The sequence below is a fragment of the Streptomyces sp. NPDC001351 genome, from assembly GCF_042896045.1.
Lineage (GTDB): Bacteria > Actinomycetota > Actinomycetes > Streptomycetales > Streptomycetaceae > Streptomyces.
In genome coordinates this window covers 182,876-206,612 of the sequence record NZ_JBIAWS010000003.1, presented here as the reverse complement: position 1 = coordinate 206,612, position 23,737 = coordinate 182,876, and the positions used below count along the sequence as shown (strand labels likewise).

Genomic DNA, 23,737 nt, shown 5'->3' with positions numbered 1-23,737 from the left:
CATTCCGTCGCCGTCACGCCCTGACCAGGAGAATCCGTTGATCATCGACGCCCACAGCCATGTCCACGATCCCGTGCACAGCCACATCGCCCTGCTGGACGAAGCAGGAGTCGACCGCGCCGTGCTCTTCGGCACCCGCCCGCATCCCGAGCGGGCCACCGATCTGGCCTCTTTCCGGCGCGAGATGAGCGCGCTGGACGAGACGCTCAGTGGACGGTCCAGCGGCCCGGACCACCATCGGGCCGCAACACAGGAACTGGACTCGGCGTGCGCGGCACACCCGGACCGTTTCATCGGCTTCGGCAAGGTCCGCCTGGACCTGCCCGCCCAGGAGATCGCGGCGGAAGTCGAGGGGGAGATAGTCGGCCGGGGCTTTCGGGGCATCGGTGAGCTGACCCCGCCACCGGACGGGGCCGGTCGGATCGAGCCGGTACTTCGGGCAGCCGCCGATCACGGCGGGCTACCCGTCGTCGTGCACGGTTTCGCCCCGACCACGGCGGGAGACCTGGCGACGCTGGCCCGCCTCGCGCGCCGCCACCCGACCGTCCCGCTGGTGATCAGCCAGCTCGGTGGAGTGAACTGGCTGACGGCAATCGAGCTGGCCCGGGACACCCCGAACCTGTACCTGGAGCTGTCGACGGCGAACATCATCTTCGCGGTGCGCCTGGCCGTCAACGAGGTGCCGGACCGCACCCTGTTCGGCTCGGACGCGCCCTACGGCGACCCGTTCCTGGCCCGCACCACCGTCGAACGCGTCACCGCGCCAGGCGCACTGCGCGATCGCGTCCTGGGCGGCACCCTCGCGGAGCTGATCGGTCTGTGACCGTCCGTGGGCAGGTCGGGTTCCGGGCCGCTGTGTGGGGCGTACGGCGCGATCGTCGAGGTTCCGGTCGCCTCGCGGTCAAGTCCGCGGGCCCGGACGGAAGTTCGGCCTGCGGTCTCGCCGCCGCTGTACAGTGCCCGCATGGAGCGGATCTTGGTGGTGGGTGTCACGGGCGCGGGCAAGTCCACGCTCGCGCGGGCCGTGAGTGAGCGTCTGGACGTCCCTTACCACGAGATGGACGCGCTGTACTTCGTCGGCCCCGACTGGGCTGTCAACGACAAGCTGGACGAGGCGGTGTCCCGCGTCCTGGCCGAACCCCGCTGGATCATCGACAGCATCGGCTACCCGGAGGTCCGTGACCTGCTCTGGGAGCAGGCGGACACCGTGCTCTGGCTGGACTACGGCAAGCGTGTCGTGATGCCGCGCGTCCTGCGCCGCTCCCTGCGGCGCACGGTCACCCGTGAGCGGGTCTTCGGCGGCAACAGGGAGACCTGGGCGGGCTGGCTCAGCAGGGAACACCCGGTGTGGTGGGCCTGGTCCCAGCATGCGGGCCGCCGCAGCGAGATCGCACGGCGTACGAGCGATGCCCGCTTCGCGCCCCTCACCACCGTCCGGTTCCCGCACCCCGACGACACCGCCGCCTGGTTCGCATCCCTGTGACGCCGGCGGGGGCCTTGGCGTCTGTGCTCACGCCTGCCGCGGTGGCAGCGCCCGTCGCAGATACGGCGCCGTAGCGCTTCCCGCAACACTCGCCACCTGCGTCGGCGTGCCCGCCGCCACGATCCGCCCGCCCGCGTCCCCGCCGCCCGGTCCCAGGTCGATCACCCAGTCCGCGCCGGCGACGACCGACATGTCGTGCTCGACGACGATCACCGTGTGGCCGGCGTCGACGAGACCGTGCAGCTGCCGCATCAGGACCTCTACGTCCGCCGGGTGCAGACCGGTGGTCGGCTCGTCGAGCAGGTAGAGGGTGTGGCCGCGGCGGCCGCGCTGCAACTCGCCGGCCAGCTTGATGCGCTGGGCCTCGCCGCCGGAGAGTTCGGTGGCGGGCTGCCCCAGGCGCAGATAGCCCAGGCCCACGTCGAGCAGGGTGGTGAGACTGCGCGCCACCGCCGGGGTGTCCGCGAAGAACTCCGCCGCGCTCTCCACCGTCAGGTCCAGCACCTGAGCGATGTTCCGGCCCCGGTACGTCACTTGGAGCGTCTCGGGGTTGTAGCGGTCCCCGCCGCAGTCCGGACACGGCGCATACGTGCTCGGCAGGAACAGCAGCTCGACGCTGACGAACCCCTCGCCCTGACAGGTCTCGCAGCGCCCGCCGGCGACGTTGAACGAGAAGCGGCCGACGCCGTAACCGCGGTCCTGCGCCTCCTCGGTGGCCGCGAACACCTTGCGTACGACGTCGAAGAGGCCCGTGTAGGTGGCGAGGTTGGAGCGTGGGGTGCGGCCGATGGGCTTCTGATCGACGGAGACCAGGCGTTCCACGCCCGTCAGGTCCTCGGTGATCTCGCCGATGAGCGTCGACTTGCCGGACCCGGAGACGCCGGTGACGGCGGTGAACACACCGAGCGGGAACTCGGCGGTCACCCCGCGCAGGTTGTGCCGGGTGACGGGCCCGACCTCCAACTGGCCGCGGGCGGTGCGCACTTGGCGTACGGGGGCGGGGGAGCGGTCGAAGAGGAAGCGGGCCGTCGCGGACTGCGGGACCCGGGCCAGGTCCGCCACCGGGCCGCTGTACAGCACCTCTCCGCCGTGCTCGCCGGCACGCGGGCCGACGTCCACCAGCCAGTCGGCGCCGCGCATGACGTCGAGGTGGTGCTCCACCACGAACACCGAGTTGCCCGACGACTTCAGCCGCTCCAGGACCGTGAGCAGGGCCTCGGTGTCCGCCGGGTGCAGTCCTGCGGACGGCTCGTCGAGGACGTAGACGACACCGAACAGTCCCGAGCGCAACTGCGTGGCCAGGCGCAGCCGTTGCAGCTCGCCCGCCGAGAGAGTGGGGGTGGAGCGGTCCAGGCTGAGATAGCCGAGGCCGAGTTCGAGGACCGGCGCGATACGGGAGGTGAGGTCCTCGGTGAGGACCCGGGCGGTCTCGTCGCGCGCCACCAGACAGCCCGCGAGGTCGGTCAGCGGCAGCGCGGCCAGCTCGGCGATCGTACGGCCCGCGAAGGTGACCGCCAGTGCCTCGGGGCGCAGCCTGCTGCCGCCGCACGCCGGGCAGGGCGCGCTGGTCAGGAAGCGTTCGGCCTTGGCCCGCAGCGTGGGGCTCTTGGAGTCGGAGAAGGTCTTCATGACATAGCGGCGGGCGCTCATGTACGTGCCCTGGTAAGGCCGTTGGATGCGGTCGGCGTCCCGTACCGGGTGCACCGTGACGACCGGCTGCTCGTCGGTGAAGAGGATCCACTCCCGCTGGTCGGCGGGGAGTTCGCGCCACGGCCGGTCCACGTCGTGGCCGAGCGCGTCGAGGATGTCCCGGAGGTTCTTGCCCTGCCAGGCGCCCGGCCAGGCGGCGATCGCGCCCTCGCGGATCGACAGCGACGGGTCGGGGACCAGCAGCTCCTCGGTCGTACGGTGGACCTGGCCCAGCCCGTGGCATTCCGGGCAGGCACCGGCGGCCGTGTTGGGGGAGAAGGCGTCGGAGTCGAGACGCTCGGCCCCGGGCGGGTAGTCGCCGGCTCGGGAGAACAGCATCCGCAGCGAGTTCGACAGATTGGTGACCGTGCCGACGGACGAGCGGGACGTCGGGGCCGAGCGGCGCTGCTGGAGGGAGACCGCGGGCGGCAGTCCCGTGATCTCGCCGACCTTCGGCGCGCCGACCTGATGGATCAGGCGGCGCGCGTACGGGGCGACGGACTCGAAGTAGCGGCGCTGGGCCTCGGCGTAGATGGTGCCGAAGGCGAGCGAGGACTTCCCCGACCCGGAGACCCCTGTGAACACGGTCAACACGTCCCGCGGGATGTCGACGTCCACGCCCTTGAGGTTGTGCTCGCGGGCGCCGCGGACGCGGACACAGGGGTCGTGTGGGTCGTGCATGAACGGGAACTCCGTACGGGTCTTCGACTGAGGCGGGACAAACGCCGCGATTCTAAGCCGACGGCGTCGCCCGTGAGGCGTCGTCCCAGGTCACCCCGGGTAGGGCGCGGCCGCGCGAGCCGAGCGGAGCGCACCGGCCCACCAGGCCAGCTGCTCCAGCAGCGTCTTGGCGTACCCGGCGGCGTCGGGGTCGCGGGGACGGCCGTCCTGCCAGGCGGTGAAGTAGTTCGGAAACGCGAGACCGTCGCGGATGGTCACCGCGTGCAGCTCGGTCAGCACGTTCTCCAGGTGCAGTACGGCATGCCGGCCGCCTGCCGCGCCGCCGTAGCTGACGAAGGCGACGGGCTTGGCCGTCCACTGGGTGAAGTGCCAGTCGATGGCCGCCTTCAGGGAGGCGGGATAGCTGTGGTTGTACTCCGGAGTGACCACGACGAACGCGTCCGCGCCCTCCAGAGCCGACGTCAGTGCCGCCATCCCGGCCGGGCGCGGGTAGGCGTCACCGGCGTACTTCGGCGACTCGGCGGGCAGCGCCAACGGGATGTCGACCTCGGCCAGGTCGACGACCTCCACATCGAAACCACCGTGCGCGCCCGCCTGTTCGGCCACCCACGAGGCCACCGCCGGGCCGAACCGTCCGTCCCGGACGCTTCCGACGATGATCACCAGCTTGTGCTTGTTCTGCTCGTTGTTGTCCATGCCCACCACGATCACGCCGCGCCCCGAGGCCGGCCAGACCCTGCTCAGGCTGGCCCCCACAGGGCCAGGCTGAGCCCTCCGCGAGCAGTGGACAGCGGCCTATGCTCGGCCCATGGGCACGCCGCTGGGGGACTTCATCCGGGCCAAGCGCGACAGCATCCAGCCCGAGTCGCTGGGACTGCCGGTTCACGGCCGCCGCCGCTCACCGGGCCTGCGGCGGCTGGATCTCGCCGCGCGGGCCGGCATCAGCGTCGAGTACCTCACCCGCATGGAGCAGGGCCGTGACCGCAACCCCTCGGTGGCGGTGGTCAACGCGCTCGCCGATGCGCTCAGCCTCGATGCGGCCGAGCGCAACCACCTGCGCTACCTGGCGAAGATCAGCGGCGGTGAGTGTGTCGCTCATACCCAGCCCGCGCCTCCCCGCCGAGAGGTCCGTCCCTCGGTCCTGGAGACCCTCCGCCTCCTGGAGCCGGGCATCGCCATGGTCACCAACCGGCTGGGCGACGTCCTCGCCCACACCGGCGGCTACGAGGCGGTGATGAGCGGCACCGGACTGCTCGACGCGGACGCCCCGAACCTCACCCGCTACGTCTTCACCGACCCGCGGGCCCGGACGTTCTTCGCCGACTGGGACGACATCGCCGACCAGCAGGCCTTCGACCTGTGGCTCGCACCGTCCGTCGAGAGCTCCGAGTGGTTCAGCACGGAACTCGCCCCCGTCGCCGGCCCCGACTTCACGAGCCGCCTGCACCGTCACGTGGTCCCGCAACGTCAAGACCTCCGCCTCGACCACCCGTCCGGGTACGCACTCCGGCTGGTCCGCGAGGTGCTCGAACTCCCTGCGGATGCCCAGCAGCTGGTCGTCCTCCTGCCCGCGGACGAGCCGACGGTCCAGGCCGTCGACCAACTCCGCCGCCGGTCGCGCGGTGGGCTGCGGGCCATTTCGTGAAGCCGGGCCGTCGTTCTTGATCGTTTCGCCTGTTTCGCGCGCGGGATCGGCTTCGAGCTGATGTGCTGGACTGTGGGGCTTTCGCCCCTTTCCCGCCATTCAGGAGGGAGACTTCCCCTCGACTTGGCGGGAGATTCCCGTCCACCTCGGGGGGACGGACGACATCCCGGAGGGACAGATGAGCAGTACCTATCGAGTCGCGCAGGCGATCGAGGCCGGCGGCCCGTTCCAGATCGTCGAGCGCGAGGTGCCGCAGCCGGGCCCCGGCCATGTACGGGTGGCGGTGGAGGCCTGCGGGGTCTGCCACAGCGACACCCTCTTCGTGAACGGCGGAGTGCCGGGCATCAGCTTCCCGGTGGTCCCCGGACACGAGATCGCCGGACGGATCGACGCGCTCGGTGAGGGGGCCGAGGACCGGGGCTGGCAGGTGGGCGACCGGGTGACGGTCGGCTGGTTCGGCGGCAGCTGCGGCCACTGCACGCCCTGCCGACAGGGCGACTTCGTCGTCTGCGTGAACCTCAAGGTGCCCGGCTGGGCGTACGACGGCGGCTTCGCCGAGATGCTGATCGCGCCGGCCGACGCCCTGGCCCGGATCCCCGACGCCCTGTCCGCGACCGACGCCGGGCCCATGGCCTGCGCGGGCGTGACCACCTACAACGGTCTGCGGCGCAGTTCGGCCCGCCCGGGCGATCTGGTCGCCGTGCTCGGTCTCGGCGGCTTGGGCCACCTGGGCGTGCAGTACGCGGTCGCGATGGGCTTCGAGACCGTGGCGATCGCCCGCGGGGCCGAGAAGGCCGACTTCGCCAAACAGCTCGGCGCCCACCACTACGTCGACAGCACGGCGGCCACCCCCGTCGCACAGGCGCTGCAGTCTCTCGGCGGCGCCAGGGTCGTGCTGGCCACGGCGGGCAATTCCCAGGCCATCACGGCCACCGTGGACGGCCTGGCACCCCGCGGCGAACTGGTCGCCATCGGGGCGGACCCCGACCCCCTGGGCATCAGCCCGCTCCAGCTGCTCATGAGCGGCAGGATCGTCCGCGGCCACCCCTCCGGCACCGCACAGGACGTGCAGGACACCATGGCCTTCAGTGCCCTGCAGGGCATCCGCCCGATGACCGAGACCGTGCCCCTGGACCAGGCCGGCGAGGCCTACCGGAAGATGCTCTCCGGCACCGCCCGCTTCCGGATGGTGATCACTGCCGGGACGTGATCCGGGCGAGGCGCCGGTACGAGTCGACCAGCGCCGCGCGGTCGTGCGTACTGGTGGTGACCAGTACCTCCTGCGCGCCGGTCTCCTTCAGCACCGTCTCCAGCTCGTGCGTGACCTGCTCCTCGGTGCCCGCGAGGTGGCCGGCGAGCCCGGACTCGTAGAACCCGCGCTCCTTGTCGGTCATGGCCAGACCCTCGACGCGCTCGGCGAGCGGCAGCGGTGGGAACGTGCCGTGCGTGCGGGAGTACGCCATCGACCACGCCTCCGGGACCAGCAGCCGCCGCGCCTCCTCGGGCGTGGCGGCCACCGCGACCGTGCCGGAGATGACGACGTACGGTTCGCTGGCCCATGGGGAGGGCCGGAAGTGGGCGCGGTAGTGGTCGATGCCGCGCTGCATCTTCTCGCGGTTCCGCAGGTCGCCGATGACCATCGGCAGGCCCGCGCGGGCGGCGACCGCGGCGCCCTCGCCCATGGCCAGCACGAACGGCGGCACGGTCAGGCCCTCCGCGGGGCGTGCGCGCACACCCGTCGGGGACGTCCCGCGGAACCAGCCGAGCAGCTCCTCCAGCTGCGCCCCGAAGTCCTCGGCGTCGCCCTTGTCCCGCCCCAGCGCCCTGCGCACCCCGCTCGTGAAGCCGACGGACCGCCCCAGCCCCATGTCGATCCGCCCGGGGAAGAGCGACTCCAGCACCCCGAACTGCTCGGCCACGACCAGGGGTTGATGGTTGGGCAGCATCACACCGCCCGTGCCGACCCGGATGGTGCGCGTGGCACCCGCGACGGCGGCGGCCAGCACGGTGGGCGCGGAACCGGCCACGCCCGGCACCCCGTGGTGCTCGGACACCCAGAAGCGGTGAAAGCCGAGATCCTCCAGTTCCTGGGCCAGCCGCACGGTGTCGCGCAGCGCCTCCGCGTCCGTGTGGCCCTCGCGGATGCGGGAGCGGTCGAGGACGGAGAAGCGGGTGGCGGCGATCAGGGAACTCACACGCAGTTCAACGCGTGACGGACCACGGCATTCCCGCTCCTGCCGACGCTGCCCGTCACATGAGGTCCTGGTGCTCCTCCGGCGCCTTCTCCAGCTGCTTCACCTCGTCCGGGGCGGGCTCGGCCGCCAGGAGCTTCTCGGCGCGCTGGTCGATGGTGCGGGTCAGGGCCAGCTGCGCCACCCCGAACACCACGGCGTAGGCCATGACGCCACGCCACGAATCGGGTGCCCGGATCACGGGCAGGGCGGCGGTGTCCACCAGCACCAGCCCGGTCACCGCGGTCAGGGCGCCGGTGGGCAGTTTGATCAGCTCCTGGAACAGCGGCAGCCCGTACGGGTTCCAGCTGCCGCCCATCTGCTGGAGCCGCGCCGCCACGTGCAGGGCGGCGCCGAGCACGCCGAGCAGCATGACCACACCGACCTCGCGTACGCCGGGCGCCAGGGCATCCGGGCAGTTGCGGCCCGTTTCGCAGACGGGGACGGCGCCGTCGACCCACAGGGGCGCGCAGAGCACGGCGGTGAGGAGGAGGCAGAGGACCAGGCCGGCCCGGATGAGCCGGTTGCGGAAGTTGCGGCTGCGCACCGCGCGCTCCTCCTGGAGGGCGTAGGCGGCCTGCAGCAGCGCGGCCAGGGCCCACGGCAGGCATACGTCGTCCGGGTTCTGCTGGTCCTTGAGCGTCTTGATGCGGGCGAGCCGCGGGTCACTGCGGGGCAGCGGACGCGCGGTGACCAGGATCGTGTCGAGGCGCTGCCAGGCACGGCGGGGCCGCGACATGGCGAGGATGGCGACGTCGGCGGCGTGCAGGCAGGCCAGTGTGCCCTCGTAGGCATACCCGGACCACCAGCTGCGCAGCCGCCACCGCCACGCCTGGCGCTCGCCCGCCTTCCTGATCAGGTTCTGTGCCGTTTCGAGCAGGCACCCGGCCCCGTGCTGCAGCTGCGCATACCGCACTCCGTCGCGGGTGGGCCGGTCCGGCGGGAGGTAGGTGGCGTCCAGTTCCACTTGCAGAACGCACAGGCGGGCCTGGGCGCGGTGCAACCAGGTGTTGGGCCGCTCGGCCACGGGATACGGGTGCGTCGGCGGCCGGACGGGCCGGGCGCGGAGCCCGGACGGCCTGCGCGCAACCGGCCTGGTGACACGGCGAGTCGGCACGCGCAGCGGTCTGTGCGGGCGGGCGAGAGAGCGCATGCTTGCTCCGCCGCCGGGTCAGCCGGCCGCGGCGGCCGTGTCGGGCCGCGGATGCCGGCGCTCCAGCCACCGGTTGAAGTCCCACGTGGCACGGAACCTGCCGGCCGCGTCCTGCCCCTGCGCCAAGAGGTAGTCGGACTGCTCACGGGTGAGATGGAAGTCGGTGGAGCGCACACCCTCGGTGTCGATGAAGACGGTGCGTTCCTGCACGGACGGCTCATCGATGTGGAGCCGGTCGTGCGCGTCGGTCATCGTCGAGACCAGCCGCTGGACCAGCGTGACCGGGTTGCCCGCCGGACGCCAGTCCTGTTGGGGCGTGGTCCGCATGGACAGTTTGAGCCCCCAGGTGGGCCAGCGGGGCGGGCGGTCGTCGTGGCGGTCGAAGAGGGCCACGGGGAAGTTGGACAGCATCCCGCCGTCGACCAGTACGAGCTTTTCGGAGCCCTGGTCGGGTCCGCACGTGAGGGGGAAGGGCCGGAAGAAGAACGGGATGGACGCGGAGGCCCGCACCGCGTCCGCCACCTTCATCGAGTCCGGGTCCACACCGCACAACTCCCTGCAGTCCCAGGGGAGATGCAGCTCCCGGCCCCGGCTGATGTCGCTGACGGTGACGACCAGCCGGTAGGGCGGCGTGCCGGGATCGTCCCCCGGCTCCTCCTGCCGCAGGTCCTTGAAGGTCACGACGTTCTTGCGGGCCAGGCGCTCCTCGATCCACGCGTGCAGCGCGTCGCCCTTGAAGACGCCGTTGTGCAGCAGGAAGGCCAGCGCCGCCCCGGGCTTGCCGAAGTGGCGTGCCCAGCCGTCCTCGAAGGACGCGAACTGCATCTCCCTGAGGGTCTCTTCGAGCTCGGGCACCGTGTAGCCGGCTGCCAGCAGCGCCCCGACGACCGCGCCCGCCGAGGTGCCCGCCACCCGCCGTACGGTGTGCTGCGCGCACAGCTTCTGCAACGCGCCGACGAAGGCGATCCCCTTGACCCCTCCGCCTTCCAGAACCAGGTCCACCCGGGACTTCGTCTCCGAGCCGGCAGCCGCGTGCGGTTCCACCGTCCTCACCCCCGTCGCGGTGGCGGGCGCGCCCACGGTGGCGTGCCGCGCTGTCACACCGCTTGCACTCGAGCATCCTCACAAGTGCGGACCGTGTCCAGGATGTCGACAGGAGTCGGCACATGACCGGTTCGCTGTTCGTGTTCGCAGCTGTCGTCGACGCCGTACGTGTCCCAGGCGGGGAACGGGTCGACGTCCGGGAGGAGTTCGCCGGGCCGCATGAGGCAGTCCGCCAGGGCGTCTTGCATCCTGTCCGCGTTCAACTGAACGCCGATCAGAACCAGTTCCTGCGCATACGGCGCCTCGGGGTCCCGCGCGGCCGACGGCTCGAAGCGGGCCACGGAACCGGCCTGCGACCACAGCCCCGTCACGTGGGAGCGGCCCGCCAGGGTGAAGAAGCCCTTCGAGCGCAGCACTCGGCCGAACGCGCCGCCGTCCAGCTCCTCGGTCACGAACGTCCACAACCGGCCCGGATGGAAGGGGAGTTCGGAGCGGAAGACGGTCGACGAGATGCCGTACTCCTCCGTCTCCGGCACATGGTCGCCGTTGAGCTCCCGCACCCAGCCCGGTGCCTGCTGGGCGCGTTCGAGGTCGAACAGGCGGGTGCCGAGGACCTGGTGGAGGTCCACCTTTCCGTGGGTGGCCGGGACGATGCGGGCGAGGGGGTTGAGGCGGGCGAGCGTCGCCCGCAGCCGGTCGGCGGCGCGGGAGTCGACCAGGTCCAGCTTGTTGAGGACGATGACGTCCGCGAACTCGACCTGGTCGACGAGGAGATCGCTGACGGTGCGTTCGTCGTCCTCGTAGGGGGCGAGGCCGCGTTCGGCGAGTTCGTCGCCGCCCGCCAGCTCCGGCAGGAAGTTCGCCGCGTCCACGACCGTGACCATGGTGTCCAGCTCGGCGACATCGCCGAGGGTGGCGCCGTCGTCGCGGGCGAAGGCGAAGGTGGCCGCGACCGGCATCGGCTCGGAGATGCCGGACGACTCGATCAGGAGGTGGTCGAAGCGGCCCTCGCGGGCCAGCCGGTCGACCTCCTCCAGCAGGTCGTCGCGGAGGGTGCAGCAGATGCAGCCGTTCGTCATCTCGACGAGGCGTTCCTCGGTCCGTGACAGCGCGGCCTCGCCGCCGCGCACCAGCGCGGCGTCGATGTTGACCTCGCTCATGTCGTTGACGATGACGGCCACCCGCAGGCCCTGCCGATTGGCGAGGACATGGTTGAGGAGCGTGGTCTTGCCCGCCCCCAGGAAGCCGGACAGAACGGTGACGGGCAGGCGGGCATGCGGCTTCTCGTACGGCATCCGGCGCTCAGCCTTCGGGGCGCAGCAGCCCGCGCTCGTATGCCTTGACCAGGTGCTGCGGTACGAGGTGGCGCACGCCGTCGAGGGTGAGCGGGACGAGTTGCGGGGTGGCCGCCTTCCACTGGGCGCGGCGGTGGCGGGTGTTGCTGCGGGACATCTTCCGCTTGGGGACAGCCATGGGAAACCTCCTCGGTGGGCAAGCACCGAGGACGCTACATGAAAATGGATCCCATTAACAATTGGATGGTCGGTGGTTCACCGGCGGCTGCGCACGCGTGCGTCCCGCGGCGGCTGGATGAACTGCAGCTCCAGCGTCACGGGCGGCTCGGCGATGCCGGGACCGCCCGCCGCCGCCCAGCCGGCGAGCTCCTCCGTGCAGTCGTCGTCCATGGCGAAGCCGACCCAGGTGGCCCGCCCGCCGGCCCGGCGCCCCGCCGCCGACGGCTGCACGACGATGACGTTCGCCTGGTCGCAGGGGCCCAGACAGTCGGTCGTACGGACCTGGAAGCCGTGCTCGGCGGCCGCGGCGCGCAGCCGCTCCAACTGCCAGGCGTGGTCGGTATCGGGGTGCTTGCGCGGGTCGCCGCAGCAGCAGCCCCGGCACACGACGAGGGTGCAGGGGCGCTGCTGGGCCGCGCCGATCAGAGTGCGGCGGGGGGAGGGAAACGCGGATGGCATGGGAGAAGCATGATCCATCCGCTCTGCGTCCCGCCGCACCGGGGGCGGACGGATCAGAACCGGGCGCCGATGTTCGCCTCGCTCCCCGGCACCAGGAACTGCGGTGTCGGGTCCGTGCTGATGACGCCCGGCTGCCGGGGCCGGAGCACCGCCGCCGAGTGTGAAGCCGTTGCCGTCGCCCGCGGAGTCGGCCCCGTTCGGCGCCACGACCAGGGTCCTCGGGGCGGCCGCCTCCGCCTGTCTGTGGTGTCGCCCAGCAGTGGCCGCCGGTGACGGGAAGGTTGCCCGCCACCGGCGGCGGGACAGGGAGCCGGCGAGCCTGGACCGGTCGCGTCAGTCGCGGGCGTGGTCGCGGTTGTTGCAGGCGTCGTCCACCGACTGGTCGGTTCCGGGTGCGAACACCGGGACGAGGGCGAGTGCCTCCTTGCAGAGCCCGGTGGCGAGAGGGCTTCGGTGGCTGACGTGCATCTGGCCGCGGGGGTTGTTGTCGTTGTCTGCGTGGGCTGGGGTGGCGAGCGCAAGTCCGGTCATGGTGAGCACGGCAAGCACGCTGATCTTCTTCATAGCCCAGTCAACGACCTCGGATCGGCCCAGGTCACGCGGCTGTTCGAGGCCAATGTGCCGGCCGCGGGGACGAGGTCGGCACCGCAGCCGTCGACCACGGCGAAGGTGTCCTCCGTCTTGGGACGGGCTGGTCCTGCCCGGCCGCGTTCGCCAGATGGCCTCCTTTTCGGTATGACGGCTACCGCGACGATCAACAGCCGACGTGCAGGAGCTGCCCCGTGAGTGACTGGCCGCTGACCAAGACCTTCCGCACTACGTCCGGCGACGTCCGCTGGGACATCCTCGGGCAGGCCGGACGGGACCCGGTCGTCCTCTGCCACGGCACGCCCTTCTCCTCGTACGTCTGGCGGGCCGTGGCCCGTTCGCTCGCGCGCCGGCACCAGGTGTTCGTGTGGGACATGCCCGGTTACGGCGCATCGCAGATGTCCGCCGGGCAGGACGTCTCCCTGGCCGCCCAGGGCAGGGTGTTCACCGAACTCCTGGCGCACTGGGGACTTGCCGAACCGCTGGTGGTGGCCCACGACTTCGGCGGTGCCGTCTCCCTGCGGGCGCATCTGCTGCATGGAGCCCGCTACCGGGCGCTCGCCCTGGTGGACCCGGTCGCGCTGGCACCCTGGGGATCGCCGTTCTTCCGGCTGGTCGGCGGGCACTGCGAGGTCTTCGAGCAACTACCGCCCGCACTGCACCGCGCCCTGGTACGCGAGTACATCGGCTCGGCCAGCAGCCCCGGCCTGCACCCCGCCGTGCTGGACCGGCTCGCTCAGCCCTGGCTCGGGGAGGTGGGCCAGGCGGCGTTCTACCGGCAGATCGCCCAGGCCGACCAGCGCCACACCGACGAGATACAGGACCGATACGGCGAGATCGGCATCCCGACCCTGGTGTGCTGGGGCGAGGAGGACACCTGGATCCCACCGGCCAAGGGCCACGAGCTCGTCGCCCGCATCCCGGGCGCGCGCCTCGAACCCATCACGGGCGCGGGCCATCTGGTCCAGGAGGACGCCCCCGCCGAACTCGCCGGGGCCCTCATCGACTTCCTGCGGAGCGCCTCCTGATGCTCTGACCGGGGCTTGTCCGACGCGACGATCACTCCGCTGATCCGGGGTTGCGCTGTTTGGCATGGAAGCGCGCCTTCTTCTGACGATTCCCGCACGTGTTCATGTCGCACCATCTGCGGGTGCGGCTCTGGCTGGTGTCGAAGAAGGCCGCTCGGCAGGTCGGTGAGGCGCACAAGGCCAGTTTTCCGTCGCGTTCGCCCGCGATGATGCTGATCGCGTCGGCGGCGATCACGCCGAGGGCGTCTTCCACGCGGGAGGCCGAGCTGAGCCGCCACTGCCGCTTGCCCTCGGGCGTCAGGATCGCCGCGGCCCGGCCTTGGGCGCTGCGGTCGTTGATGACCTGGACGGCCGATGAGGGGAGCGGGTCATGGATCGCGGCCGCGGTGGCGGCGGCGTGAATCGACTCCCTCAGTTCCCGGGCGAGGTCGAGCTGGGCAGGGGTGCAGGAGTCCACGGCGAGGCCGTTCACCGTCAGCCAGTCGACGAGTCGCTGCGGCGTGGGAATGCGCTCCACAGCGTTGCCATGACGCTCCGACAGAGTCCCCGTGAAGCTGGTCGCCAGCACGCTGCCGAGGCGGAAGTCAGGGAACCCATCACGCATGGAACCACCTTAGCCGGTTGCGGGGCGCCTCTGAGGACTGTTAGAACCGTCTTAGACGGTTCCACGATGGCCAGGAGGTCTCATGTCCCGTCCAGCCGACGAGGTACAAGCATGTGAAGCCCACGCGACCGACGCCGAACTCGGAGATCTGCGCGCGCGATTGGCCGCGGCGCGACTACCCGAGGCCGAGACGGTCTCCTGCGCCGCGCCCGGCCCTCGCCGCTGGGAACAGGGCGTCCCTCTCGCCGACCTCGTCGACGTCGTGAACTACTGGCGCACCGGGTACGACTGGCGGTCGTTCGAAGAGCGCCTCAACCGGATCGGCCAGTTCCGTACGACCGTCGACGATCTGGGAATCCACTTCCTGCACCGCCGATCCGCGCGCGCGGACGCCACTCCTCTGATCTTGACGCACGGCTGGCCGGACAGCATCGCCCGGTTCATCGATGTGGTGGACGAACTGGCGGATCCGAAAGACGCGGAGACTCCGGCGTTCCACGTCGTGGTCCCGTCGCTGCCGGGCTTCGGCTACAGCGACAAGCCGGTCGGCACCGGGTGGGGAACCGAAAAGATCGCGGCCGCGTGGGTGGAGCTGATGGGGAGGCTCGGCTACGGCGAGTTCCTGGCCCACGGCGGCGACTGGGGAGGCAATGTCACCACGGTTCTCGCCGGCAGGTTCCCGGCGCATGTTCTCGGTATCCACACGACGTTCGCGGAGGGGCCGCCCGGGCTGTCGACGGACGGGCTGACGGCGGTCGAGCGCAGGTGGGTCGAGGAGACCCGCCATTTCTGGCGTCACCGGGCGGCCTATGCGAAGCAGCAGGCGACCCGGCCGCAGACCATCGGCTACTCGCTCGTCGACTCACCGGTCGGTCTTCTCGCCTGGATCCTCGACAAGTTCGCCGAGTGGTCGGACACCGAGGACAGCCCGTTCGAGACGATTTCCAGAGACCGCGTCCTCGACGACGTCACCCTGTACTGGCTGACGCGGACGGGTGCGTCGGCGGCCCGCATCTACTACGAGAGCCACAACTCGCTCGACCCCGGGCTTCGGGTCGACGTGCCGTCGGCACTCACCATGTATCCCCGCGACGTCGAGAAGTGCCCGCGCCCCTGGGCGCAGGAGCGGTACCGGCAGATCGTCCGATGGAGTTCGCCCGAAACCGGGGGGCATTTCCCTTCACTGGAAGTACCTGAGTATTTCGTCAAGGACCTTCAAGAAGGCCTCGCGGCAGTGCTGGCCGCCCATCGCTGATCGTCGACGAACATCGCTCGCTCCCACCTATGGAGTCACGCCCTGAACCGGGAGAGCGGGACAGATCCTTAGGGTGGGCTTGTGACCGACAGCAGCAAGCGCCCGATCGCCGTGTTCGACCTGGACAACACCCTCGCCGACACGGCCCACCGCCAGCGGTTCCTGGAAGGCAAGCCCCGCGACTGGGACGCGTTCTTCGCCGCCGCACCGGACGACCCGCCGATCCCGGAGGGCATCGCGCTGGTGCTGGAGAGCGCGAAGGAGTGCGAGATCGTCTATCTCACCGGCCGGCCCGAGCGCTGCCGGCGCGACACGCTGGACTGGCTCGCCGCGCAGGGCCTGCCCGACGGGCGCGTCCACATGCGCCGCAACGACGACCGCAGGCCCGCCCGCCGCACCAAGCTGGAGATCCTGCGGCGCCTGGCTCGCACCCGGGACGTCCGCGTGCTCGTGGACGACGACGAACTGGTCTGCGGGGACGCCGAACGGGCCGGCTTCCCGGTCGTACGGGCCCACTGGACGGCCCCGTCGGCCGCCCTGGAGACGGCACAGGAGGTGGAGGGGCGGACCTGAGGGGTCCGGTCCGCCGGGCGCAGGTTCTGCGACGGCCGGTCTGCCCCGCGCGTCAGGCGCCGTGCGGCGGCCCGGACCGCTCGGGTGTCCGGCTGGTCGAAGCCTGGCGTGGTGGCAGCATCGATTGCCCGGCTGTCAGGTACCGGTCTGGAGGCAGGCCGATCCTCCCGGGCCGGCGGGCGCCGGCTCTGGCTCGGCGCGTCAGGCGCCAGTACGACGACCGGCGGGCACCGGGGGTGCTCGGTGGCCGCCGCGTCCGCCCGGCGTGTAGGGCGCCTGTCTGCGGCCCGTCGGGCTTGGCGGCCCGGCAGTGCGGTCGGTGCTGGCAGGTCGACCTCTCCGGACTGCGCGGCATGTTGATCCGCAAGCGGGCGTGCGGGCCGGCTCATCCACCTGGTCCAGCGGGTGTTGGTTCGGGGGGTCGGCGTGTTTGCGCGGCTTGTTGGGGTCATCCGCGGGTTGGCCTTTGTCGCCGTCCCGTCGGGTGCGAGTGAGGCGTCCGTTGCGTCGGACGCAGCCCGCCGGCGACGTCTTCTGTTCGCCCTGCGGGCCCCCACGGGCTGTCCTGCCTGCCCGGCTAGTGGGCTCCGAACCAGAGGAGGCGCCCCTTTGGCCGGTTCGCCACTGTCCTGGCCGCAGGCCGCCCCGTCCGCCTGGCCCGTCTGGCGCTCGCGCGGAACCTGGTCCGTCTGCCTGGTGTGTCTGGCGCCCGCGCGAACCCTGCTCTGTCTGCCCGGTCCGTCCGGTACCCGCCGAAACGCGCTCTGTCTGCCCGGCCCGTCCGTTGGTCGCACGGAATCTGCTCCGTCTGCTCGGCCGTTTGGCGCCGTCCGGAACCTGCTCCGTATGCCCGCCCGTCCGGCGCCCGCGCGAATGCTGGCCCGTCTGCCTGGCGCGTCCCTCGGCCGCCGATCCTCCCCGTCAGGCCGACTCGTCCAGGCGGAAGCCCACCTTAAGGCCGACCTGCCAGTGGGCGATCTGGCCCTCCTCGATCTGGCCCCTGACCTGGGTGACTTCGAACCAGTCCAGGTTGTGGAGGGTCTGCGAGGCGCGGGTGATGCCGTTGCGGATGGCCTGGTCGACTCCGTCGGGTGAGGTGCCGACGATCTCAGTGACCCGATAGGTGTGGTTCGTCATGCGGGTGCTCCTCTCCGTGACACCTGCGTCACGCGTCACTCCACCGTGCCCCAAGGCGGGGCGGAGCGCGACACGTCCGGGCTGCTTTCCTGCTTGGGCGCGCGGCGCGCGCGCCGTCGCGAGCGGGCGCCCTTGGCCCGCGGTGTGCGGGCGTCCTGGTCGCGGCTGGGCGGCGGCGTGTCGGCCGGGCGGTCGTTCCAGGCCTCGTATCCCCGGAAGCCGTCGAGCGCGGCCGGTGCTTCCTGCGGGGTGAAGGATGCCGCCGAGATGCCGCGCCGTGAAGAGGAGGCCTCCTTCACGGCGGCCAGGGCCAGAGTTTCGGTGTCGGGTTCCTCTGCCGCCGTCCGGTAGGTGATCGTGTCCGGCAGCATGACGAGCGACGTCGTGCCGGACTGTTCGCCGCCGGGGCGCAACTGGACGCGGATGCCGTGCCGGCCGGCCAGTCTGCCGACCACGAACAGCCCCATGTGCTGGGAGATGTCGGCGTCGACGGTCGGCGGATTGGCCAGCTTGCGGTTGATCATCGCGAAGTCCTCCGCCGGCAGGCCGATGCCCTGGTCGTGGATCTCGAGCATGATGCGGCCGTCCGGCAGATGGACGGCGGTCACGCGTACCTCCGAGTGCGGGGAGGAGAACGAGGTGGCGTTCTCCAGCAGCTCGGCGAGCAGATGGACGAGGTCGGTCACGGCCCGGCCGTGGATCTCGGCCTCCGGAATGCCGGAGAAGGTGATGCGCTCGTACTGCTCCACCTCGGAGGAGGCGGCGCGGATGACGTCGATCAGCGGCAGGGGCCTGTCCCACTGGTGGGCGGGTTTCTCGCCGCCGAGCACGAGGAGGTTCTCGCCGTTGCGGCGGACCCGGGTGGCGAGATGATCCAGCCGGAACAGGTTCTCCAGCTGGTCCGGGTCGGTCTCGTGGTCCTCCAGGTGGGTGATCAGGGCCAGCTGACGCTCAATCAGGGACTGGTTGCGCCGGGACAGGTTGGTGAAGATCGTGTTGATGTTGCCGCGCAGCAGGGCCTGTTCGGCGGCGAGCCGCACGGCCTCGCGGTGGACGTGGTCGAAGGCGCGGGCGACCTCGCCGATCTCGTCGGTGCTGGTGATCGGGATGGGGGCGACCCGGGAGTCGACCTGGACGGGGGTGGCCCGCGACAGCCGGGTGATCAGTGCGGGCAGCCGCTGTCCGGCGATCTCGATGGCGGAGGCACTCAGCCGACGCATACGGCGGCTCATGGTGCGCGCCACCCAGTCGGCGAGAAGGAAGGCGACGAGCACGGACGCGATGACGAGCACCGCGTTGATGATCGCGTCACGGCGGGCGTCGCCGGCGATGTCGCGGGCGCCCGCGAGGGCCGTGTCGGTGAGGTGGACCTCGATGCCGCGGTAGGCGTCGAAGCCCAGCGTGGACGCTGCGAAGAACGACTCGGGCGTGATGCCCTCGGCGTCGAGCTGCGCGGTCGTCCGGCCGGCGGCGATCTCGCTGACCATCTTGTTCAGATCGGGCGGGGCGACGTAATTCCGGCCCACCGCCCTGGCCTTGGCCACCGCGTCGGCCCGCTGCCGCTGCCCCTGCGCCTCCGCGGCCGCCAGTGCCTTCCGCAGCCGTGCCATGTCGTCGGCGGTGCCGGCACCCGCGTACTCCTGGAGCGCGACCTTTTCGAGGTAGGCGTACGAGCGGAAAGAGGCGAGCTGGGTGTCCAGTTCGCCCGGGGCGAGGGTGCCGCGGTCCTCGGCCAGCAGATGGGTGCCGATGGAGCGGATCAGGGACTCGGCCGCCTGGGTCAGGGAGATGGCGTAGAGGGTGCGGCCGAAGCTGGCCTGGTTGTTGCTGCCGAAGCCCAGCTCGTTCGAGATCTCCATCAGGGGGTGCTGGACGAGGTGGTAGCTCTCCTCCGTCTGCACGCCGGTCAGGCGGGAGGTGAACGCGTTCGCGCGCACCGTCGGCAGCTGCCTCTCACCGGCGCGGACCAGTCCGACGCGCCGCAGGAGGCCGGCGTTCTGCGGCATGCGGTCGACGGCCCGGTCGAATGCCTTCGCATCCTCGTCGGTGGTCGTGCGGGCCTGCACCACCGCGGCGGCGGTCCGCTCGCCCTTCAGCAGCGGGATGACCGACACGTCGCGTTCGTTGATCGCGTCGCTGGCGTACTTGTTCGCCGCCTGCACCAACTCGGCCACCCGGACCGCGTCGTCGGCTGCCTGCCAGGTGTCCACGGAGTGCTTGACCCGTATGCCGCCGAGGACGAGGGCGACGATGACCGGAATCAGCAGCACGGCCCTCAGACGCCTGGCCACGGGCCAGTTGCCGGTCAGGGACTTCCGTGGTCGGTCTTCGGATGTCGGGGAAACCGTGTTCGGCAAGGTCGTCCTATCGCTGCGGGATCGCCTGACGTTCGACGCAGGCCCGGCATATCTCTTTACGTCCCGCCTACCGCCCACCGTTCACCCGGCGCCCCTATAACGACGTTTTTCATGGGGTGAGTTGTGGCTTGTGCGCTGTGGGCGGACGGCCGAGGAGCCTTTTGAACGCGGCCGTGTAGGCGGCGGGGTTGTCGTAACCGAGCAGGGCCGCCACGCGTGTGACCGGCATGCCCGCGGTGAGGTGCTGCAGGGAGTGCAGGATGCAGGCGCGCCCGCGCCACTGCGAGAAGCTCAGGCCGGTGCCGCTGCGGAACAGCCGGGCGAGGGTGCGTTCGCTGATGTTCAGGGCCGCGCACCAGCGCGCGGGCGGGTCATGGATGTCCGGTTTCTGGAGGAACGCCTCGCACAGGGCGCGCAGCCGCGGCTCGGACGGCAGCGGCACATCGAGGGGCAGCGGGGTGAGGTTCCTGAGCTCGTGAAGGACGAGGGCGGCGAGTGCCGCGTCGCGGCTGTGCTCGGCGTAGCACGGTTCCATGTCGACGGCGGCCAGGATCAGCGCCCGCAGCAGGTCGGAGACGTCGACGGCCTGGCAGCGGGCGGGAAACCACGGCACGGCGGCGGGTTCGATGTAGAGACTGCGGGTGCTGACACCCGCCATCGTGACCTGATGCCTGGTCAGGGGCGGGATCAGTACCGCGCGGGCCGTGGGGATCGTCCAGTTGCCGTCGTCCGTCTCGACCCGCATGACGCCGGTGGCCGCGTACAGGACCTGGGCGCGGCGGTGCTCGTGCCAGACGAGCAGATGGTCGTGGGGGTAGTCGGTGCCGATGGCCAGCACGGCACGTTCGAGGTCGTCCACCTCCGCCACCGGGATGTTGCGCATGCCGCGAGATTACGCGCGGACACGAGGTGTGTCTGCTGCGCGTAAGGGGTTGGCGATTCATCGATTGCCCGCCATGCTGCCTGATCCCTAGCGTCTGACCAGTGCTGATCTCCTTCTCCACCCTGCTGTTCTTCGGCTGCCTGACCGGCCTGACGACGGTCCTCTTCGGTTTCGGCGGCGGCTTCATCACCGTGCCCGTCGTCTACGGCGTCCTGAGCGTGACGGCGTGTTCCGCGAACGACGCGATGCACGTCGCGGTGGCGACCTCGGCGGCGGTCATGGTCGTCAACGCCTTGGCGGCGGCGCTGGCCCAGTGGCGTCAGGGCCGACTGCGCCGCGCGTATGTGTGGCCGCTGGCGGCGTTCATCGCCGTCGGCGCGGGCGCCGGATCCTTCGCGGCCACTCTGATCGGCGGTACGGCTCTGCGCCTGCTGTTCGCCGCCTATCTGCTGGTGACGATCGCCGACAGTCTGCTGCGCAAGGGCTTCCTCGCGGTGGCGCACCGGACGGGCCCGAAGCCGCTGGGCCGGGCCACGACCACCCTCGGTGGAACCGGGATCGGCCTCGTGGCCGCCGGCCTCGGCGTGGGCGGCAGCGTCATGACGGTCCCGCTCCTGCGCCGCAGGGGCCTTCCCATGGCCGAGGCGACCGCCATGGCCAACCCGCTCAGCGTTCCCGTCGCCGTGGCCGCGACCCTCGTCTACGCCCTCGCCCCGACCGCACCGTCCTGTACGGGCCAACTGGGCTACGTCGACCTCACCGCGGCCGCCGCCCTGCTCCTCGGCTCGCTCCCCACCATCGCCGTGGCGAGGTGGCTCGCCGCCCGGGTCCCGGACCGCGCCCACTCCATCGCCTATGTCGTGCTGCTCCTGGTGGTACTGGCCGTGATGGTGGCAGTGGAGGGCCGCCACCCCGTCGGATCCTGACCGGGGTGGCGGCCGGTGTTCGTGCGGTGCTCCCGGTCAGGACGGAGCCACGGCGCGGCCGGTCTGCGGGGAGATCATGCCTGCGCACAGATTGCGGGCTGCCAGGCCCTGCGCGATACGGGGGATCGCGGCGACCGTGTTGGCGGGCCAGTCGTGCATGAGGATGACCTGGCCGTTGGTGAGCCGGCCGGCGGCGGCCACGATCGCATCCGTACTGGCGCCGTTCCAGTCCTGCGAATCGACCTGCCAGAGGATCTCGGTCAGGCCGTACTTGGCCTCCACGGACTTCACGGTCCCGTTGGTCTCGCCGTACGGCGGCCGGAACAGTCTCGGCGTGCCGCCGCCCGCGGCCGCGATCGCCTGCTGGGTGCGGGAGATCTCCGAGTCGATCTGCGCCTGGCCGAGCTGGGTCAGGTGCGGGTGGGTGTAGCTGTGGTTGCCGACCCACATGCCCGCGGCGACCTGGGCCTTCACCTGCGCCGGGTAGGCGGCGGCATACTGGCCCTCGTTGAACATCGTGGCCCGCAGCCCGTTCTGCTTCAGGGCACCCAGCAGGGCCGGTGTGTTGCCGGACGGGCCGTCGTCGAAGGTGAGCCCGACGTAGCCGTTGCAGGTGGCGGCCTGCGCTGGGGCGGCGTGGAGGGTGAGGGCGCCCGTGGCGGCCAGGGCGACGGCGGCCAGTGCCGTCGTCCAGGGACGTAACGGGAGACCTCGTCCGGTGCTCATCCCGACACCGTGATGTTGGAGCTGCCGCTGCTCTGGTAACCCTCGGTCGCGAGGATCATGTAGTACTTGAAGCTGCCGAGGGGCATCCCGGCGCGGCCCCAGGCGTCGAAGTGGTTGCCGGTGGTGATGGTGCCGCCGGTCCGCTTCGACTGCCGCACGCTCCAGTACTGGTTGAAGGTCCTGGTGCCTTCGACGGACGGGGCGTTGTACCGCGTCGTCTGGTAGATGTCGTACGTGCCGCCGTCGCTGGAGACCGTGCCCTTGTACGTCCCTGTGGGCCGGTAGGTGCCCCAGTTGTCGACGATGTAGTACTCGACGAGCGGGTTCGACGTCCAGCCGTACAGCGACAGATAGCCGTTGCCGGACGGGTTGAAGCTGCCCGAGTAGCTCACGTTCCTGCGTCCGCCGGTGCTCCAGCCCTTGCCGGCGACGAAGTTGCCGGTGTTCCTCCAGCTGGTGCTGTAGTTGCCGCCGGAGTTCAGGGTCATGGAGACCGTGCCCTGGGCGTCGGTCCAGAACGAGTAGTAGAAGCCGTTGTCGGTGCCGGTCTGGTTCGTGGTGATGACCGTGGCGGCGCGCGCGGTGCCGGGCAGTGCCAGCGCCGCGGTGGTGCCCAGCAGCAGCGCGCAGGCGCCCCTGCGGCTCATCGGGTGTGCGGGTGCGATGTCCATGTGCGGGGTTCCTCCTTGTCGTCCGAGGCCGGATTGAGGCCGGGTTTTGGTCCAAGAGTGTTGGCCTGTCCCCGTCAAGCGTCAATAGTTTCGGCATTGATCGCGAAACATTCGTAGTGTTGGGCAGCAGTTATCCGCCATGAGAGGGGATATCCGGACCGCGAACGGGCGCTGCATCTCGAATGTTTCGAAGATTTTCCGGATCACCGAATTCGGTGAGTGTGCTTACGTTGCGTCCAGGTCGGCGAAGAGCAGGTGATGGTCCGAGTACGAGGTGGGCTGCACGCGGTGCCCGAGCGGGGTGATGCCTCGTAGGAAGACGTAGTCGAACCTGCTGTGCCAGTCGGTGGTCGGCTCGCAGGCGCCGGCGGGCGACGGACGGCACCTGGGGTCCGCATCCGCGGCCAGTGCCCACATCCGGGCGAGTTCGGCGGCGTCCGGTGTGGCGTTGAAGTCGCCGAGGACGATGGCGCGGTCGTGCCGGGCGACCTCAGTGGCGAGTACGGCGGTCTGGTCCGCGCGGACTGCCTCTTGACGCCGTTGGGCGAGATGGGTGTCGAAGACCCGGACCGGCCGGCCGTCCACCGTGGTGGTGACGGCCAGGTAGCCACGGTCCTCGGAGCCGCCGTCGGGGTATTCCACGCTGACGCGGTCTGTCATCGGGGCCGCCGACAGGAGGGCCTGGCCGAAGCCTCCCGGACTCCACGGCGCCCCACCGCAGCGACCCCAACTCCGAAGAACCGGCCCGTACTCGACGTGGTAGACCAGCCCGTAGAGGCGCTTCAGGTGGTCCCGGATCCCCTCGACGTCACTCACGCACGCTTCCTGCAGGCCGATGACCTGGGGCGCATACGTGGCGATCTCCGCCGCCCGGTCGACGTCGCCCGCCTCGCAGGGGTTGCAGAGGTTCCACGTCATGACCCGGTTCGGTACGACATCCCTGGCGGCATCGGCGGGCAGCGACCTGGCGAAGAGGGCACCGCCCGGGACACTGGGGCCGACGAGCACCATGCAGGCCACGACCATGGCGCCCGCGAGCAACCGCGTGCCCCTTACGAGCACCATGGCCTCCTCGCAGCATCCGGAGTAT

Annotated in this window: 24 protein-coding genes; 8 read left to right on the top strand and 16 right to left on the bottom strand. The window is 70.9% G+C overall.

Going from position 1 to position 23,737, the window contains the following annotated elements; genetic code table 11:
- The first annotated feature begins 37 nt into the window (after positions 1 to 37).
- Together ACFY1U_RS11275 and ACFY1U_RS11270 are read left to right on the top strand one after the other, a co-directional pair.
- Positions 38 to 823: an amidohydrolase family protein gene (locus ACFY1U_RS11275; protein ID WP_390693854.1), complete on the top strand. Its 786-nt coding sequence runs from the start codon at positions 38 to 40 to the stop codon at positions 821 to 823.
- Positions 824 to 964: 141 nt separating this feature from the next.
- The gene (locus tag ACFY1U_RS11270; RefSeq protein ID WP_390693853.1) at positions 965 to 1,483 is read left to right on the top strand and encodes an adenylate kinase; all 519 of its coding nucleotides are present in this window, start codon (positions 965 to 967) and stop codon (positions 1,481 to 1,483) included.
- A 27-nt stretch (positions 1,484 to 1,510) separates the two neighbouring features.
- On the opposite strand, the gene ACFY1U_RS11265 is transcribed toward ACFY1U_RS11270, so the two are convergent.
- Together ACFY1U_RS11265 and ACFY1U_RS11260 are read right to left on the bottom strand one after the other, a co-directional pair.
- Complete coding sequence (locus ACFY1U_RS11265; protein ID WP_390693852.1) at positions 1,511 to 3,853, bottom strand: ATP-binding cassette domain-containing protein; 2,343 nt, start codon at positions 3,851 to 3,853, stop codon at positions 1,511 to 1,513.
- A 90-nt stretch (positions 3,854 to 3,943) separates the two neighbouring features.
- Complete coding sequence (locus ACFY1U_RS11260; protein WP_390694507.1) at positions 3,944 to 4,549, bottom strand: NADPH-dependent FMN reductase; 606 nt, start codon at positions 4,547 to 4,549, stop codon at positions 3,944 to 3,946.
- Between the two features lie 112 nt (positions 4,550 to 4,661).
- Between ACFY1U_RS11260 and ACFY1U_RS11255 the strand changes: the two genes are divergently transcribed.
- Positions 4,662 to 5,498 (top strand): helix-turn-helix domain-containing protein, encoded by an 837-nt coding sequence (locus tag ACFY1U_RS11255; protein ID WP_390693851.1) that lies wholly within the window; start codon positions 4,662 to 4,664, stop codon positions 5,496 to 5,498.
- Between the two features lie 178 nt (positions 5,499 to 5,676).
- Complete coding sequence (locus ACFY1U_RS11250; protein WP_390693850.1) at positions 5,677 to 6,708, top strand: alcohol dehydrogenase; 1,032 nt, start codon at positions 5,677 to 5,679, stop codon at positions 6,706 to 6,708.
- On the opposite strand, the gene ACFY1U_RS11245 is transcribed toward ACFY1U_RS11250, so the two are convergent.
- The 7 genes from ACFY1U_RS11245 to ACFY1U_RS11215 all read right to left on the bottom strand — a co-directional run bounded on the left by ACFY1U_RS11245 (position 6,692) and on the right by ACFY1U_RS11215 (position 12,463).
- Positions 6,692 to 7,693 carry an LLM class flavin-dependent oxidoreductase gene (locus ACFY1U_RS11245; RefSeq protein ID WP_390693849.1) on the bottom strand — a complete coding sequence of 334 codons (1,002 nt, stop codon included), beginning with the start codon at positions 7,691 to 7,693 and terminating at the stop codon, positions 6,692 to 6,694. The genes ACFY1U_RS11250 and ACFY1U_RS11245 overlap by 17 nt on opposite strands.
- A 55-nt stretch (positions 7,694 to 7,748) precedes the next feature.
- Positions 7,749 to 8,756 (bottom strand): hypothetical protein, encoded by a 1,008-nt coding sequence (locus ACFY1U_RS11240; RefSeq protein WP_390693848.1) that lies wholly within the window; start codon positions 8,754 to 8,756, stop codon positions 7,749 to 7,751.
- A gap of 144 nt (positions 8,757 to 8,900) precedes the next feature.
- Entirely contained in the window at positions 8,901 to 9,983 is a 1,083-nt protein-coding gene (locus ACFY1U_RS11235; RefSeq protein ID WP_390693847.1) for a patatin-like phospholipase family protein, read from the bottom strand.
- Positions 9,980 to 11,221 (bottom strand): GTP-binding protein, encoded by a 1,242-nt coding sequence (locus ACFY1U_RS11230; protein ID WP_390693846.1) that lies wholly within the window; start codon positions 11,219 to 11,221, stop codon positions 9,980 to 9,982. Before ACFY1U_RS11230 ends, ACFY1U_RS11235 begins: the two co-directional genes overlap by 4 nt.
- Positions 11,222 to 11,228: 7 nt before the next feature.
- Positions 11,229 to 11,399 (bottom strand): 50S ribosomal protein L32, encoded by a 171-nt coding sequence (rpmF, locus tag ACFY1U_RS11225; RefSeq protein ID WP_266951758.1) that lies wholly within the window; start codon positions 11,397 to 11,399, stop codon positions 11,229 to 11,231.
- A gap of 77 nt (positions 11,400 to 11,476) precedes the next feature.
- Positions 11,477 to 11,899: a (2Fe-2S) ferredoxin domain-containing protein gene (locus ACFY1U_RS11220; protein ID WP_390693845.1), complete on the bottom strand. Its 423-nt coding sequence runs from the start codon at positions 11,897 to 11,899 to the stop codon at positions 11,477 to 11,479.
- A gap of 333 nt (positions 11,900 to 12,232) precedes the next feature.
- Positions 12,233 to 12,463 carry a hypothetical protein gene (locus ACFY1U_RS11215; protein ID WP_390693844.1) on the bottom strand — a complete coding sequence of 77 codons (231 nt, stop codon included), beginning with the start codon at positions 12,461 to 12,463 and terminating at the stop codon, positions 12,233 to 12,235.
- Positions 12,464 to 12,681: 218 nt separating this feature from the next.
- Here ACFY1U_RS11215 and ACFY1U_RS11210 point away from each other — a divergent pair, with 218 nt between their 5' ends.
- The gene (locus ACFY1U_RS11210) at positions 12,682 to 13,515 is read left to right on the top strand and encodes an alpha/beta fold hydrolase (RefSeq protein ID WP_390693843.1); all 834 of its coding nucleotides are present in this window, start codon (positions 12,682 to 12,684) and stop codon (positions 13,513 to 13,515) included.
- A 31-nt stretch (positions 13,516 to 13,546) separates the two neighbouring features.
- Here the strand turns inward: ACFY1U_RS11210 and ACFY1U_RS11205 are convergent, their stop codons facing one another.
- Positions 13,547 to 14,119, bottom strand: coding sequence for a CGNR zinc finger domain-containing protein (locus ACFY1U_RS11205; RefSeq protein ID WP_390693842.1), 573 nt, complete (start codon positions 14,117 to 14,119; stop codon positions 13,547 to 13,549).
- An 82-nt stretch (positions 14,120 to 14,201) separates the two neighbouring features.
- On the opposite strand from ACFY1U_RS11205, the gene ACFY1U_RS11200 reads away from it, so the two are divergent.
- Positions 14,202 to 15,374, top strand: a complete 1,173-nt coding sequence (locus ACFY1U_RS11200; RefSeq protein WP_390693841.1) for an epoxide hydrolase — start codon at positions 14,202 to 14,204, stop codon at positions 15,372 to 15,374.
- 81 nt (positions 15,375 to 15,455) lie between these two features.
- Positions 15,456 to 15,947 (top strand): hypothetical protein, encoded by a 492-nt coding sequence (locus ACFY1U_RS11195; RefSeq protein ID WP_390693840.1) that lies wholly within the window; start codon positions 15,456 to 15,458, stop codon positions 15,945 to 15,947.
- 921 nt (positions 15,948 to 16,868) lie between these two features.
- Here ACFY1U_RS11195 and ACFY1U_RS11190 read toward each other — a convergent pair.
- The 3 genes from ACFY1U_RS11190 to ACFY1U_RS11180 form a co-directional block, all read right to left on the bottom strand.
- Complete coding sequence (locus tag ACFY1U_RS11190; protein WP_123969177.1) at positions 16,869 to 17,084, bottom strand: dodecin; 216 nt, start codon at positions 17,082 to 17,084, stop codon at positions 16,869 to 16,871.
- A gap of 35 nt (positions 17,085 to 17,119) precedes the next feature.
- On the bottom strand, positions 17,120 to 19,375 hold the full coding sequence (locus ACFY1U_RS11185; protein WP_390693839.1) for a nitrate- and nitrite sensing domain-containing protein: 2,256 nt from the start codon (positions 19,373 to 19,375) through the stop codon (positions 17,120 to 17,122).
- A gap of 175 nt (positions 19,376 to 19,550) precedes the next feature.
- Positions 19,551 to 20,324: an AraC family transcriptional regulator gene (locus ACFY1U_RS11180; protein WP_390693838.1), complete on the bottom strand. Its 774-nt coding sequence runs from the start codon at positions 20,322 to 20,324 to the stop codon at positions 19,551 to 19,553.
- A gap of 101 nt (positions 20,325 to 20,425) precedes the next feature.
- Between ACFY1U_RS11180 and ACFY1U_RS11175 the strand changes: the two genes are divergently transcribed.
- Positions 20,426 to 21,250 carry a sulfite exporter TauE/SafE family protein gene (locus tag ACFY1U_RS11175; protein WP_390693837.1) on the top strand — a complete coding sequence of 275 codons (825 nt, stop codon included), beginning with the start codon at positions 20,426 to 20,428 and terminating at the stop codon, positions 21,248 to 21,250.
- Between the two features lie 36 nt (positions 21,251 to 21,286).
- On the opposite strand, the gene ACFY1U_RS11170 is transcribed toward ACFY1U_RS11175, so the two are convergent.
- The 3 genes from ACFY1U_RS11170 to ACFY1U_RS11160 all read right to left on the bottom strand — a co-directional run bounded on the left by ACFY1U_RS11170 (position 21,287) and on the right by ACFY1U_RS11160 (position 23,712).
- Positions 21,287 to 21,976, bottom strand: coding sequence for a polysaccharide deacetylase family protein (locus ACFY1U_RS11170; protein ID WP_390693836.1), 690 nt, complete (start codon positions 21,974 to 21,976; stop codon positions 21,287 to 21,289).
- On the bottom strand, positions 21,973 to 22,647 hold the full coding sequence (locus ACFY1U_RS11165; protein WP_390693835.1) for a glycoside hydrolase family 11 protein: 675 nt from the start codon (positions 22,645 to 22,647) through the stop codon (positions 21,973 to 21,975). Before ACFY1U_RS11165 ends, ACFY1U_RS11170 begins: the two co-directional genes overlap by 4 nt.
- A 225-nt stretch (positions 22,648 to 22,872) precedes the next feature.
- Entirely contained in the window at positions 22,873 to 23,712 is an 840-nt protein-coding gene (locus tag ACFY1U_RS11160) for an endonuclease/exonuclease/phosphatase family protein (protein WP_390693834.1), read from the bottom strand.
- Between the last annotated feature and the right edge of the window lie 25 nt (positions 23,713 to 23,737).